Source organism: Neobacillus sp. NPDC093182 (assembly GCF_044754045.1).
Genome location: NZ_JBIVOI010000004.1, coordinates 213642 through 227225, shown reverse-complemented (window position 1 = coordinate 227225; position 13584 = coordinate 213642). Strand labels below are relative to the sequence as shown.

The following is a 13584-nucleotide window of genomic DNA, read 5'->3' as shown; positions in this document are numbered from 1 at the left end:
CTGAATTACGTCCTTTGCGGAATAGTATACCCTATTGAAAAGTAAGAAAATAGGGTTATAAAGACGAGAGGGGAATGGAATTTGAAAAAATTTGTGTCGATTTTCTTAACGGCAGCTTTGTTATTTATGCTGATGGTTCCTGGAATGCCGAAAGCCAATACAAGTATCGTTTCTGCAGTAATGGATAGCAGCTTAGTAAAAGCATTAGAAACTGCCGTAGAGCCGCTTCAAGTGATCGTAACATTTGAGGGACAGGGGGCACCAACTGCGGATCATCTTAATCTATTAAAAAAATTAGGGATTTCAACCGGAATTACGATGAAGTCATTGCCGATTTCCGGTATTTTAGCCACAAAGGAGCAAATTAATAAGCTCGCAGCAACGCCGGGTATTAAATCAATCTATTTAAATAAAAGGTTAACGTATTCAAACTTTGACGCAAATAATCTAACAGGAGTAGATAAAGCTAGATCGGATGCAGCCATGCAAAAAGCAAATGGCGGACTGCCGCTAACGGGAAAGGGAATTGGCGTAGTGGTCAACGATAGCGGGGTGGACGGGACGCATCAAGATCTTCAGTTTGGCACTCACCTCGTTCAAAACGTGATGGGGAGCACAAACTTAAATGCATTAGCACCCGAACTGCTTCCGATTACTTATGTAGAAAATGTACCAAATACCGATACGAACTCAGGACATGGTACACATGTAGCAGGTACAGTCGGTGGAACAGGTGCAGCCTCAGGCGGTAAATATGAAGGGGTGGCCCCTGGTGCTGACTTAATCGGTTATGGTTCCGGAGCAGCCCTCTTTGTTCTCGACGGGATTGGCGGGTTTGATTATGCTATTACGCACCAATCGCAATACAATATTCGTGTGATCACAAATTCATGGGGATCTTCTGGAGACTTTGATCCCAATGATCCGATTAACATAGCGAGTAAGGCAGCTTATGACCGTGGTATAACGGTATTATTTGCTGCTGGGAATGAAGGTCCAGGGGAAAACACTCATAATCCTTACGCGAAAGCTCCATGGGTTATTTCAGTAGCAGCCGGTGAAAAAGATGGTTCGTTAGCTGATTTTTCATCCCGGGGTACAAAAGGAGTGGGTGGTACGTTTGAAATGGATGGAAAAACGTGGGCATGGAAGGATGAGCCTAGCATTACCGCTCCAGGAGTGGATATTATCTCAACGCGTGTCCTTGCTCCAGTTTCCAGCTTAGCGATCACATCAGATGCTGAACTGATCGAGCCAGCTTATCTGCCATTTTATACATCCATGAGTGGAACTTCCATGGCAACGCCACATGTTGCTGGTATTGTCGCCCTTCTACTTGAAGCAGACCCAACACTTTCACCAGACCAAGTTAAAAAGGTTTTACAAGCTACCGCAACAAACATGCCTGGGTATGAGACATGGGAAGTGGGAACTGGCTATGTGAACGCATATGCTGCTCTTGAGGACGTTATGTTTAATAAATCATATGGCGAAACGGTAAATGCGTATCAGTCGTTTAATAGCAGTGCAAATGTTACAGTGGAGCGATCAGAATTCCAAGTGGATTATAACCCGCTGCTGCTATCATCAAATTCTTATACTTTTAAGGTTGCGCAAGGTGTTGCGCAAATTAGTGCGAGAGTTGATGCCGCTGGTATATTAGGGCAAAGCGGAAATCCATTAAACTTAATTTTAGTCGGTCCAGATGGAACATCATATAGCTCGGGAGTCAGCTTGTTGTTTCCGCTTTATTATGACCGCACGGTGTCAGTTACATCACCTCAAGCGGGTGACTGGCAGGTGAAAATTGATGGGCTGCATGGAGACGCAGCTAACCCGATTGGCTTCGGTCTTCCCGAGACAGTAAATGGCACCCTTGCCATCTCAAAGGCAGGCAGTTTTTCTGGTTTAAAAGACATCTCAGGAAATCCAGCAGCATCTGCGATTCAAATGGCAGTAAGTGAAAGACTTATTGACGGCTATGGTGATGGAAGCTTTAAGCCAAAACAGTATCTTACACGCAGTGAATTGGCCCGCTACTTAGTGATGGGGACAGGTATCCGTCAAAGTCAGTCGGTTAATGTGAAGGATGTTTCAACTGGAGATTTACCTTTTGCAAAAGCGGCGGTTGCGAAAGGAGCGGCAATCCGTGATGGAGTGCAAACGCAGGGCGGCGTTATGCAGCTTGAGCTTTCAGGTAATTTTAATCCAAGTGGTGAGGTCGACCGTGTGGCGCTTGCCTATTCACTTGTTCAAGCACTTGGTTTAGAAAAACAAGCAAAGGAATTCACGGGTGCGTTAACCGTACAATATAAAGGTGAAAGAATACCTGTTAAAGATAGTGCCTCAGTACCCGCTGCCCTTAAGGGTTATGTTCAATTAGCCCTTGATTTAAATATTCTTAATGCAAGCTTTTCGGTGACACAGGGTCCATACGATTTAGTCCCAACGGTAGAGGCGAGTTTTAATCCTAGTAAAAAGGTGACAAGAGCGGATTATGCTGTTGCGATCACGCGGTATTACCAAGCATGGTTCCAATAAAAAGCTGGAGGAGAGATAAACGCTCTCCTCCTTTTTGGTATAATAAAAGAAAAATCTAGGATGATGAACTTGGCAAAGGTTAAAACAAATGCTATTCGAATTCTTGATAGCAAAAAGATCGACTATGAGGTGCTTACATACGATAATCAAGATGGAAAAATAGATGGCGTTTCTGTTGCTGCGAAGATAGGCAGAGACGCTCGTGAAGTATATAAAACGCTGGTCGCCCAAGGCGCAAGTAAAAGTATTTATGTCTATGTGATACCAGTGGAATCAGAATTAGATTTAAAAAAAGCAGCAAAGGCAGCCGGGGAAAAGAATGTCGAAATGATTCCAGTTAAGGATATTCTGAAATGGACCGGATATATTCGCGGAGGCTGCTCGCCGATTGGGATGAAAAAGGAATATAAGACATTTATCGATGAAAGCTGTTTAGAGCTTGAACATATGGTGGTCAGCGCTGGAAAAATAGGCGTCCAAATCGTAATCGATCCCAAATTGTTAGTAGATCTGACAAAGGCTGAAACATCGGATGTTAGAAAATAATGTAATGGGCATTCACCTATAAACGGACATTGCATAAGATATGGTGAAATGAAACTTTGCTATGTCACGTAAAAGGGAGTGTTCGCAAGTGGCAGGAAAGATAAAAAACTATTTTGCAGGCGGGAATACAGCTAGGGGATTCCATAACCTGTATGATTCGAACTTACAAGGACTAGAACGCATTTATATTCTTAAAGGCGGCCCTGGAACAGGAAAATCCTCGTTGATGAAAAACATAGGCAATGAATGGGTTGAAAAGGGATATGATATCGAGTTCTTACATTGCTCGTCAGATAATAGTTCGATTGATGGAGTCATCATTCGCGCCTTAAAGGTAGGAATCGTAGATGGAACAGCTCCACATGTCATTGAACCAAAGGCTCCAGGGGCGGTAGAACAGTATATTAATCTTGGGGAAGCCTGGGATGCAAAAGCACTTGCTGGTGAGAAAAAGAACATTCAGCGATTAACCAAACAAATCAGTGCTTCCTTTAATTTAGCTTATTCAACCTTTAAGCAGGCTTTGGATATCCATGATGACTGGGAGAAAATTTATATCGATAACATGGATTTTGAAAAGGCAGACCAGCTGACCAATAAATTAATTCAAAACTTTTTTGGCAAGTTGAAAATAAATAAACAATCCGATGTCCGCCACCGATTCTTAGGGGCAGCGACACCAAAAGGGGCGGTCGATTTTGTCCCGAATTTAACGGAGGACATCGAAAAGCGTTACTTTATTAAAGGACGCCCTGGTTCCGGAAAATCAACGATGTTGAAAAAGCTCGCGGCAGCGGCAGAAGCGAGAGGCATTGATACAGAGGTTTATCACTGTGGATTCGACCCTAACAGCTTGGATATGGTTATTTTTAGAGAGCTTGGCATTGCCATTTTTGACAGTACAGCTCCGCACGAGTATTTCCCGAGCCGTGCAGGTGATGAAATCATTGATATGTATGAACTTTTGATTACCCCTGGGACAGATGAAATCTATGAAGATAAAATTAAGCCAATAGCAGAAAGCTACAAGAATAAAATGAAGGAAGCCATCTCGTATTTAGCGAGAGCGAAAGAACTTCACGACCAGCTCGAAGCGATTTATGTTCCAGCAATGGATTTTGCTGTTGTCGAACATATACAGGCAAGGATCTCAGAGGAAATCCGAGAATTAGAACACGACACAATTGCAAGCACTCAGTAGTAAAAAGAGAAAAAGGAAGTATAGGAACTGTCCCGAATAGGGGCAGTTTTTACGTGATACTTATGTGCTGGGTTGGGGAAGATAAGGGTAAGGACCAAATATTTTTTTGTAGAAGGAGCTATGTATTGTGAAAAATGACCAAAATTCAGCAAATGACACAGTAGAAGCCAATATTGAAATCAACAAACAATTAGAAGATGGAACAGTTCATGAGCCCATACAATCACAATCAGAAACTGAAAGAGCCAACATAGAGTTACAGAATCAGTTCAATAATGAAGGTAAGAAAGACATACGTACTTCTCCAGCAGCCATTTCCACCCCTCAATAGACCCAAATAGAGTCGGCTTCCCTAAGTGGTAAGCCGACTCTATTTTATTCATGAGGATTGGTTTTACTTTGCTGACTTTTATTTCGCTTATTTCCCTTGCTATTATCTCCGCTGACAAATTCACTCGCAAACTCAGCTTCAGCATGTCCAGCACGCGGTGAATTTTGATTTTTACTGCCCTTATTAACCTTTTTCGTCATGATATCTTCTCCTTCCTTCCATTGGTACACTATAGTTTGGCATTTGCAACATTCTTTATGCATTTTCATAGAGGGGTTCTACAGTGTTTATAGAATTAGTAGGAGAGCTAAAATAGAACTATAGCAATTTTTTAGAGGTGATATATTTTGAAAAATGAAATAGAAAAACTAACACATTTGTATGAAGAACATCGGAATGAAGAAAATGCAGGACCGATGAAAAAGTATATGAAAGACCATTTTCCTTTTTTAGGCATTAAATCACCGTTACGAAAAGAGCTTGAAAAGAAATTTTTTAAAGAGACAGCAATTTTAAAAGAGGACTTTAACATGAATTTCGTCACAGGACTTTTGGAAAAAGATGAGCGTGAATATCAATATACCGCGATTACATACATGGGGAAATTCATAAAGAAATTGCCTAAAGACATCATGCCTTTTTTAGAAAAGTTAATTACGACCAAATCCTGGTGGGATAGTGTTGATTCGATTGCCCCTTTGGTGGGAGAGCTTGCTAGGAAGTATCCGGAAATAATCGAAGAGACTATAAACGGCTGGTCGGTTGATGATAACTTTTGGCTGCGGAGAAGTGCCATTCTTTTTCAATTAAAATATAAACAGCAAACCAATAAAGCACTTCTTTTTGAATATATTGTAAAAAATGCGGATAGTAAAGAATTCTTCATTCAAAAAGCCATCGGATGGGCGTTGAGGGAATACTCTAAAACAAATCCTGTGTCTGTTAAGGAATTTATCGAAGGAAACAAGCTCGCTCCATTAAGTGTAAGAGAAGGAAGTAAGTATGTTTCATGAGCAAAATGGTGAAAATGCAAGTGGATATCTGATAAGATGGCAGTAACAAAAAATAGAAATAGGTGAACAGCATGATCAAGTGTATTGCGTCAGATATGGATGGTACCTTATTAAATTCGTACCAGCAAGTGAGTCAGGAAAATAAAGAAGCGATTCTAAAAGCCCAGTCCCAGGGAATTGAAATAGTAATAGCAACTGGGAGGTCTTATCAAGAGGTGCGGTTTGTCCTGGATGAAGCAAATTTACAGTGCCCTGCCATTTGTGTAAACGGTGCAGAAGTTCGCACAAAAAAAGGCGAAATTTTATCTGCTACACCAATTGAAAAGCACGTAGCCAAAAAAGCTGCAGAAAAGCTAATGGAAAAGGATATCTATTTCGAAGTATATACAAACAAAGGTACATATTCCCTAGATCCTAATAAAGCCGTGGCTATTATAGTTGACATTGTAGTGAGTGCCAATCCTGATGTGAACCCAGCAGAGGTGGTTAAACGAGCAGAAGAGCGCACTCATCATGGTTTAGTCCATCAGGTTGAAAGTTATGATGTTCTATTCAATGATGAAACACAACAAATATACAAGCTTTTTGGGTTTGCATTGGATTCAGACAGGCGTGGAGCAGCAGAAAACGCACTAGAAGAATTAACAGAGTTGACAGTGTCCAGTTCAGGTCATAACAATCTGGAAATCACGCATCGAAATGCTCAAAAAGGAATTGCGTTAGAAACGTTTGTGAAATCAAAAGGAATTGACCTAGCAGAAACAATGGCGATGGGTGATAGTTTTAATGACATCTCCATGCTGGAAAGAGTCGGCAGAGCCGTTGCGATGGGGAACGCAGACTATGAAATAAAAACGCTTTGTGATGTAATGACTGCTACAAATGATGAACATGGAGTAGCTAAGGCAATACTAGAAGTTTTATAGGAAAGGAAGAGATGGATGGTCAAAGTATGTTCCATTTTATTGTCAATGATCCTATTGATATCAGGCTGTTCTTCTTTTGAAAAGGATAATCAGCAACCGAAGGACCAGCAAGAGGACGAGGCGATTGTCCTGCAGCCAGAAATTGAAGTTGTTGCTGAAACGCTGCGTGTGCCATGGTCGATTAATAAGGTCAATGAGACTTTTTATGTGAGTGAACGAACAGGAAGTATCGTGAAAATTGATAATGGAAAAATGGAACGGCAACAAGTGGAGTTGGAAAAACCGCTCGCGAAAGCAGCAGAAGCAGGGCTGCTTGGCTTTGTCCTCGATCCTCAATTTCTAACTAATCAAAAGGCATTTGCTTATTATACGTATGAGAATGGGCAGGGACAATTTAACAGAGTGGTTGTACTGGTGCTTAATGGGGAAAAATGGACGGAAGAAAGGATTCTTCTTGATAGGATTCCGAGTGCCGCCTACCACCATGGGGGCCGTTTGAAGATTGGCCCGGATGGAAAGCTGTACATTACCACTGGTGATGCCACGACTCCTGAACTTTCGCAGGATATAAGGTCCTTGAACGGGAAGATTTTAAGAATGAATGTAGATGGCAGTATCCCAGAGGATAATCCATTTGATAACTCTTACGTTTACAGCTATGGACATCGGAATCCTCAGGGTTTAGTGTGGATGGGTGATACGTTATATGCGAGTGAGCATGGTCAATCCGCACACGATGAAGTCAATGTCATAAAGCCTGGTGCAAATTATGGCTGGCCGGTAATCCAAGGAAATGAAGAGAAAGCCGGAATGGAGACACCTTTGTTCCAGTCTGGTAACGAAACCTGGGCTCCTTCAGGAATGGCAGTGCACGACGGCAGGTTATATGCAGCGACATTACGAGGAAATGCCATCCGGGAATTTGACCTTGGAAGAAATACGGCAAGTCCAGTTATTACAGGTTTAGGAAGATTACGTGATGTGTATGTGGAGGGTGAATACCTCTATTTTGTTAGCAACAATACAGACGGCAGAGGAAATCCTGATGAAAAGGATGACAAATTGTACCGAGTGCTGCTGACCAATCTGAAGTAGGTAAAGGCTGGTGTGATTTATGACGACAAAAAGCAATAAATTACAATATGGATGGACACTAATATCCCATCCAACGTATCAAATCTTTACGAACAAAAACTCCTATGCCATCATCGACGAAGACAATGACGTCATGCTCAGATTTACACTCCAAGAAAACGAAATCGAAATCCAAGGCGCAAACTGGAACCTAAACTACAAAATCAACCTCGGCTTCAAAACCCTAAAAATCATCAACACACCCGAAGATTAATGGTGACAGGCACCAAATATACAAAAACCGCTGTTTATGCAGCGGTTTTTGTATATTTGGTGGTAGTAGTATTAAATTATAGGATTTCTATTTTCAAAGAGTTGACCTGTGAGACTAGGAGTTCTTCGTATTGTTTTTGGGCTTGGAAGTTGATTTCTTGCTGACTCAATTCTGGATTTTCTTTTTTTACTTTTTCGATCATGTCTTTTTGTACTTTTTGGGAAAGGACGATGAGTTGGTATTGCTGTTTTTCGGTTTTCCAAAATTTTTCTGCTCCGTATTCGGTGATCATCGCTTTTGCTGACTCGAACTGATCGTATTGGGCACGGACCTTGTTGATTTCTGTTTCGATTTCCGCGTCGGTTGCCGTGTGGCCTTTTTCTTCTGCAAGCATTGCCATTGATCGGAGGCGGATGATTTGCGTTAATAATTGATTTTGATCTTCAACCAGCTTTTCTTGTGACTCCCAGTAAGCTAATGCTTCTTTTAATTGATCGCCTGTGTAGCGCTTTTGGTCTGTTTCACGATTGATGGCAAGCTGAAGATAATTAATAAACTTATAGAAGTCTACATCTTCATGGGTAATCCACTCCCCATTAATCGACGCAACACCCTCTGGTTTTTCCACCTCATAACTGATTACCTTTTCAATCTTTTCCCCATCCTTTTCAAGAATAAAGAGAATTTCATACTTACCGGGCATCGGAAGTTCAACATTACCAGAATAAGTCCCATCTTCACCTTCTGTTAATTCCACTTTCGTCATCCCGTGGTCCATATTGGTCATGGAGAATTCTGCTGAAACATCAAGCCCCGTTACAGCCTCATCCTTTTCTTTTACCTGAATTTCCATCGGCATTTCTTTTTCTGGCTGCTGGTAGATTGGCTTTGTAATTTCAATACTATACTCAGGGCCGGCACTACAGCCGGCTAGCAGAGCCAGCAACAGCAGTGCGGTCAGCCTCATCGCTTTTATCATGATTCTATCCCTCCAAGATTGTGTGTTTGTAAGAATTCCTCCACGGTGTATTTCTCCATTTTTCCATTATTTAAAAACGCCACATGCGTACAAACCTGTCTGATTTCATCAAGATGATGGGAGGATAGCAGGATGGTTTTATCATGAAGCGACTTTAACACTTCTAAAATTTCCTTACGTCCCATTGGGTCAATCCCACTTGTAGGCTCATCAAGAATCAGAATACTTGAATCCTGATAAAGAGTGATGGCTAATCCAAGGCGCTGCAGCATGCCTTTTGAATATTTTTTCACCTGTACATCGCGGTCATCCCACAAACCTACTGATTTAAGGACATTTTCTATCCGTTCTTGGTCAACGGTCTTTGCTACCGCCTCCGCAAAGAAGGTAATATTCTCAAGTCCCGTCAGCATCGGGTAAAGCATGAACTTTTCCGGGAGATAGGCGATGGCCTTTTTCCATTCGTTATTTTTCTTGGATACCTGGATTCCATTAATGGAAATCGTTCCTTGTTTAACCGGAAGTAATCCAAGGAGACTATTAATAAAAGTTGATTTTCCAGCCCCGTTACGGCCGACAAGCGCGCATATTTCATGCTTGTTAATCTCAATATTGATAGACTCCAGAATTAATTTTTTCCCGAAGGATTGGTTTAAGTTTGATACAGTAATCATTCGAATCCCTCCTTACGGTGAAAAACAATCGCTGTTGTGATCGAAGTAATGAGCCAGAATAAAAGATTCCCTAGTAAAAAGAATACAGGCTTTGTCCACATGAAGGCTTGGAGAAGCCGTGACATGTGACCAAAAGAATAAACACCCATTCCCGTTTCTAAAAACATTCTCACGGACTGCAGTGGATTTAAGAAATAAAGTGATGAAAATAGTTTCACATTCTCATGGGTAACATCCGGTAAGAACGAAAGCAGGATAAAATCATGTAAAAAGAAAAAGTAAAACCAAACAAAGATCGTATATCCAATAATTTGCATTCTTGAGCGGCTAAAGCTGCCGACCGCTGCGCCAATTTGCAGGAACACAATTGACATCGTCACGATTGATAAAATAAAGATGAGATAGGCCTTCATATCAAGTTGGAAATTAAACTTGAGTAATAACAAATAGAGAAAAAACCAAACCAGCAATGGAACTAGGACGACGCTATAGAGTCCCAAACTTTTACCTAGTAAAAAGCTGGCATACGTATCTTTCTTGGTTAGCAGCATAATCAATGTCTTTTGTTCTTTTTCCTGAAAAATGGCAAAGGCACCGATAAACAAGCAAAGGATCGGGATAAAATAGATAATCGTATCAAACAAATTAATTAAGAGGACATAAAAGCCTTTATCAAATGAAAGGGCGGTCGAACGAAACAAGATACTGAGTGAAATCAGAACAATGATACTTAAAGCGAGCCATAATCCTTTTCCTCTTATGTTTTCCTTCCATTCCTTCCAAATGTAATGCATGGTAAAATGATTATCTTCTAAAACGAGATGATTGGAATTCATGACCGCAGCGCCGCCCGTATTTATCGTAAAGGTATTTTCCTTAAAAAGATTCTCATCGGAATACATGTAATGCAGACCGTACCGTGTGTTACTAATATTATTTTGATAGCTTTCATTCTTGTTGCCATAGTCAAAAAACATGCCATCACGCGTGCCTTCGATGGTGTTCTTCGTTAAGAGGTTATGATTGGAGTAATAGATATGAATCCCATTACCCTGTGCAGCAATTTCCCCTTTACCCATGCCTTTGATCTCAACATTGGAGATTTTATTTTCGTGTGCTTGACTTAAATAAATGCCGTGAAAGGAATCGGTAATTTTGACGTGTTCTACCACATTTCCGTTGGTATGAATCTTAATCCCTGCATACTCCTCAGCAGAGTTTCGGTCCATACTGCTATTGGTGACGCTCAGCTTTCTAATCGTTACATTAGGAGCTTTAATAGAGATGACATTTCCAGTTCCATCTCCTTTTATCACTGTATTAATAGTGCCAACTAAAGTTAGTGATTTATTGATGACAATATTGCCCTCATAAGTTTTATTTTCAAGTTGTAATACTGCTCCTTCTTCCAAGCTGTCGATCATGGCCTGCAAGTTTTCGGCAGCACTATTTTTCTCAGGATATATCAAAATAGTAATAGAGAAAATGAATAGAAAAAGCAGTAGTTTTTTCATCTTGTTCGATCCTTCCATAACGGAATCAGTAATAAAATAAAGGCTGCAATCAGGAAATACGAACCGTATCCAAGAATACTTTCAGTGACAAAGTTTGCAACTGTATTATGCCCTAAAAGGGGCGGAACAAATGGGTCAATTTTTATCGGTGCGGTTGGGCTTAAGTTGGTGCCGAATTTGCGAAGGGCGCGTGAAAGGTCCCAAACACCAAGACTGCCTCCAATGATAAACAAACCAATTAATCCATATAGGACTGATTTTTTTCGCAGGATGGCTGTCAAGAGAGTAATCGCTGCTAAACCAATCACTAAGTATGATAGATACGCTAATTCTGGAAAATTCTTCTCGCTGAAGTTTTCCATTCCAATATAGTGGTTCAACCCGTTAACGATATCAATTTCGCCCTCAAGCTTATTGGGATAAACAATGATATTTAACCCTTCAGGATACTGAGGAGCAAAGAAAATCATCTGCCACCAGGGAAAGTATAATGATAGGACAACTAGGACGGCAGTAAGGGCAATCAGGATCGATGATAGGAGTGATAATTTTTTTGCCTTCATGTAAAACAAGTCCTTTCTAAACGGAGAAGGGTACCAATTGATCTAATTGATACCCCCATCACCAATCTATTATTGCTTCGGTTTTACAAGGAAGTAGCCGGTCATTTCTTGGTGTAGTGCAGAACAGAAGTTAGTACAGTAAAGCGGGAATGTACCTGCTTTGTCTGCAGTAAATTCTAGTGTGTTCGTTTGGCCAGGCTGAACCTCAATGTTTAAGTTATAGCTGTTGATGGCAAATCCGTGGGTAATATCCTCATCAAAATCCGTATTCGTTAAGTGGATAAACACCTTATCTCCTTGATTGACTTCAATCACATCAGGACGTTTTGCTTTGGCGTCAAAGATAAATTTCGACCGCATGGCGATCCCGTAGACATGAACTTCATTTCCATTACGGACGATTTTCGCATCCTCTTGCTTGTATGTCGCCAGCTTATTGCTTTCATCCTTCTTATACACTTCGATGGTCTTAATCTTATCTGCTTTAATAATTTGAGCATAGTGCGGCTCTGGGTTAACTGGTGAAGATTGAATGACTTTCATTTTGCCGCTGATATCAATTAATTGCATGGACTCAGGATGTGAAGGTCCAACGGATAAATAGCTGTCTTTTGCAATTTTGTTTAAGGCAATCAGCCATTTTCCATCTGGAGAAACAGTGTCACCTTCAGCTGCTACAGAGTGTCCTGGTGAATATTGAACAGGAACACGGTCTAACGTTTCGCCTGTTTTTGGATCCCATTTCACGATTTCAGATGAAATGAACATCGTTGTATAAGCCATTCCTTTATCATCAAACTGAGTGTGAAGCGGTCCAAGTGCGTTTTCAGGGTTAACTTCTCTTTCCATAATTGAGTCATAGTTGATAATCGGAATACCGTTTCGCTCACCAGCGAAGTCTTGTTTTTCAATCGCTTCAAAAGCTTTTTCAAAAGAGAAAACAGTCATAGCAGGTGCAAGTTTTCCAGAAGCAATAAAGTGTTTTCCATCAGGCGTTACGTCGACACCGTGTGGTGATTTCGCAACAGGAACAAGGTAAATACCGCCCTTATGCTTTTCAGGGAAAATCATTTTTTGTCCAGTAACTTCATCATACTGTCCCTCTGCAACCATTTTCTCAAGCTCTTTCCAGTTAAAAAGAACTATGAAGTCACGGTCAGCCTGTGAGGCGTTAATTTCTAGATTAGTAGTCGCTTCTTCTGTGTTGTAAGTTGTCATAACTGCCCAATCTGCAGAGCTTTTCTTACCAGCGTCTGATAAATCATAAGACCATGGCGGAAGCGCAACTTGGTAGGCAATGTTTAGTTTTTCTTGATTTTGATCAAACGTTACGGCTGACATTACACCGCGGTACTGCTGGCTGTATTCGTCTAAAGGCTTATACTCAGAGCCGATTGGAACCGCAAAACGCGTTGGCAGGAACATGTACTCCGTATTTTCTGTAACGAACGCCGCACAGTGCGGGCCGCTTGTATTTGGAACATTAATAATGTCTTTAACGGTAAAGGTTTCTAAATCCATTGCTGCCGCACGGCTGTTTCCGACATCTGTGGCAAACATATACTTACCGTCATAGTCACCTTTTGTTTCAGAGAATGCAGGGTGATGAAGGTCTCCCCATGTGTAGCCGCCCATCATCTTTTTAGAATGTTCATCAAATCCATATCCTGTTGCAGAGTCTTGTGAGAACACTGGTACTGTACGGATATGACGCATGGATGGAACACCATAGATAAACATTTGACCGGAGTGGCCGCCTGACGCAAATAAGTAGTAATCATCTTTTTCACCGAATGGAACATAAACTTTCTCTGCGTCACTTTTCGTATTGCCTGAAGCCACTTGATTGTTTGTACTTTTTGAAAAATCGGCAAAAGATATCGTTGCTGCTACAAAACCTGCTAGTAAACCAGAGGCAATTGGAATCCATTTCTTCATCTATTACACC

General features: G+C 41.1%; 14 protein-coding genes. 8 read left to right on the top strand and 6 right to left on the bottom strand.

Annotated elements, in window-relative coordinates; genetic code table 11:
• The first annotated feature begins 81 nt into the window (after window positions 1-81).
• The 4 genes from ACIQAA_RS10205 to ACIQAA_RS10190 all read left to right on the top strand — a co-directional run bounded on the left by ACIQAA_RS10205 (window position 82) and on the right by ACIQAA_RS10190 (window position 4619).
• Complete coding sequence (locus ACIQAA_RS10205) at window positions 82-2541, top strand: S8 family serine peptidase (protein WP_402618466.1); 2460 nt, start codon at window positions 82-84, stop codon at window positions 2539-2541.
• Window positions 2542-2610: 69 nt separating this feature from the next.
• Window positions 2611-3087 carry a Cys-tRNA(Pro) deacylase gene (ybaK, locus tag ACIQAA_RS10200; protein ID WP_402618463.1) on the top strand — a complete coding sequence of 159 codons (477 nt, stop codon included), beginning with the start codon at window positions 2611-2613 and terminating at the stop codon, window positions 3085-3087.
• A gap of 88 nt (window positions 3088-3175) precedes the next feature.
• The gene (locus ACIQAA_RS10195; RefSeq protein WP_402618460.1) at window positions 3176-4288 is read left to right on the top strand and encodes a PRK06851 family protein; all 1113 of its coding nucleotides are present in this window, start codon (window positions 3176-3178) and stop codon (window positions 4286-4288) included.
• 127 nt (window positions 4289-4415) lie between these two features.
• Window positions 4416-4619 (top strand): hypothetical protein, encoded by a 204-nt coding sequence (locus ACIQAA_RS10190; RefSeq protein WP_402618458.1) that lies wholly within the window; start codon window positions 4416-4418, stop codon window positions 4617-4619.
• Between the two features lie 44 nt (window positions 4620-4663).
• Here ACIQAA_RS10190 and ACIQAA_RS10185 read toward each other — a convergent pair whose 3' ends face one another.
• A complete protein-coding gene (locus ACIQAA_RS10185; RefSeq protein WP_169803734.1) occupies window positions 4664-4819 on the bottom strand; it encodes a hypothetical protein in 156 nt (51 codons plus the stop codon).
• A gap of 144 nt (window positions 4820-4963) precedes the next feature.
• Here ACIQAA_RS10185 and ACIQAA_RS10180 point away from each other — a divergent pair, with 144 nt between their 5' ends.
• The 4 genes from ACIQAA_RS10180 (at window position 4964) to ACIQAA_RS10165 (ending at window position 7906) form a co-directional block, all read left to right on the top strand.
• On the top strand, window positions 4964-5632 hold the full coding sequence (locus ACIQAA_RS10180; RefSeq protein WP_402618729.1) for a DNA alkylation repair protein: 669 nt from the start codon (window positions 4964-4966) through the stop codon (window positions 5630-5632).
• A gap of 71 nt (window positions 5633-5703) precedes the next feature.
• A complete protein-coding gene (locus ACIQAA_RS10175; protein ID WP_402618455.1) occupies window positions 5704-6558 on the top strand; it encodes an HAD family hydrolase in 855 nt (284 codons plus the stop codon).
• Between the two features lie 15 nt (window positions 6559-6573).
• Window positions 6574-7653, top strand: a complete 1080-nt coding sequence (locus ACIQAA_RS10170) for a PQQ-dependent sugar dehydrogenase (RefSeq protein ID WP_402618452.1) — start codon at window positions 6574-6576, stop codon at window positions 7651-7653.
• 19 nt (window positions 7654-7672) lie between these two features.
• A complete protein-coding gene (locus tag ACIQAA_RS10165; protein WP_402618449.1) occupies window positions 7673-7906 on the top strand; it encodes a hypothetical protein in 234 nt (77 codons plus the stop codon).
• A 76-nt stretch (window positions 7907-7982) separates the two neighbouring features.
• On the opposite strand, the gene ACIQAA_RS10160 is transcribed toward ACIQAA_RS10165, so the two are convergent.
• The 5 genes from ACIQAA_RS10160 to nosZ all read right to left on the bottom strand — a co-directional run bounded on the left by ACIQAA_RS10160 (window position 7983) and on the right by nosZ (window position 13574).
• A complete protein-coding gene (locus ACIQAA_RS10160; protein ID WP_402618447.1) occupies window positions 7983-8885 on the bottom strand; it encodes a FixH family protein in 903 nt (300 codons plus the stop codon).
• Window positions 8882-9559 carry an ABC transporter ATP-binding protein gene (locus tag ACIQAA_RS10155; RefSeq protein ID WP_402618445.1) on the bottom strand — a complete coding sequence of 226 codons (678 nt, stop codon included), beginning with the start codon at window positions 9557-9559 and terminating at the stop codon, window positions 8882-8884. The genes ACIQAA_RS10160 and ACIQAA_RS10155 overlap by 4 nt, the downstream gene beginning before the upstream one ends.
• On the bottom strand, window positions 9556-11073 hold the full coding sequence (locus tag ACIQAA_RS10150) for a NosD domain-containing protein (protein ID WP_402618443.1): 1518 nt from the start codon (window positions 11071-11073) through the stop codon (window positions 9556-9558). The genes ACIQAA_RS10155 and ACIQAA_RS10150 overlap by 4 nt, the downstream gene beginning before the upstream one ends.
• The gene (locus ACIQAA_RS10145; RefSeq protein WP_402618441.1) at window positions 11070-11636 is read right to left on the bottom strand and encodes a hypothetical protein; all 567 of its coding nucleotides are present in this window, start codon (window positions 11634-11636) and stop codon (window positions 11070-11072) included. The genes ACIQAA_RS10150 and ACIQAA_RS10145 overlap by 4 nt, the downstream gene beginning before the upstream one ends.
• A 69-nt stretch (window positions 11637-11705) precedes the next feature.
• The gene (gene nosZ / locus ACIQAA_RS10140) at window positions 11706-13574 is read right to left on the bottom strand and encodes a Sec-dependent nitrous-oxide reductase (RefSeq protein WP_402618439.1); all 1869 of its coding nucleotides are present in this window, start codon (window positions 13572-13574) and stop codon (window positions 11706-11708) included.
• Window positions 13575-13584: the final 10 nt, after the last annotated feature.

What these genes read in the sequence shown, in the direction of transcription:
- ACIQAA_RS10170 (WP_402618452.1), top strand. Translation starts at nt 6,574, where the DNA reads ATGGTCAAAGTATGTTCCATTTTATTGTCAATGATCCTATTGATATCA.
- nosZ (WP_402618439.1), bottom strand. Translation starts at nt 13,574, where the DNA reads ATGAAGAAATGGATTCCAATTGCCTCTGGTTTACTAGCAGGTTTTGTA.
- ACIQAA_RS10160 (WP_402618447.1), bottom strand. Translation starts at nt 8,885, where the DNA reads ATGATAAAAGCGATGAGGCTGACCGCACTGCTGTTGCTGGCTCTGCTA.
- ACIQAA_RS10150 (WP_402618443.1), bottom strand. Translation starts at nt 11,073, where the DNA reads ATGAAAAAACTACTGCTTTTTCTATTCATTTTCTCTATTACTATTTTG.
- ACIQAA_RS10165 (WP_402618449.1), top strand. Translation starts at nt 7,673, where the DNA reads ATGACGACAAAAAGCAATAAATTACAATATGGATGGACACTAATATCC.
- ACIQAA_RS10155 (WP_402618445.1), bottom strand. Translation starts at nt 9,559, where the DNA reads ATGATTACTGTATCAAACTTAAACCAATCCTTCGGGAAAAAATTAATT.
- ACIQAA_RS10175 (WP_402618455.1), top strand. Translation starts at nt 5,704, where the DNA reads ATGATCAAGTGTATTGCGTCAGATATGGATGGTACCTTATTAAATTCG.
- ACIQAA_RS10145 (WP_402618441.1), bottom strand. Translation starts at nt 11,636, where the DNA reads ATGAAGGCAAAAAAATTATCACTCCTATCATCGATCCTGATTGCCCTT.
- ACIQAA_RS10185 (WP_169803734.1), bottom strand. Translation starts at nt 4,819, where the DNA reads ATGACGAAAAAGGTTAATAAGGGCAGTAAAAATCAAAATTCACCGCGT.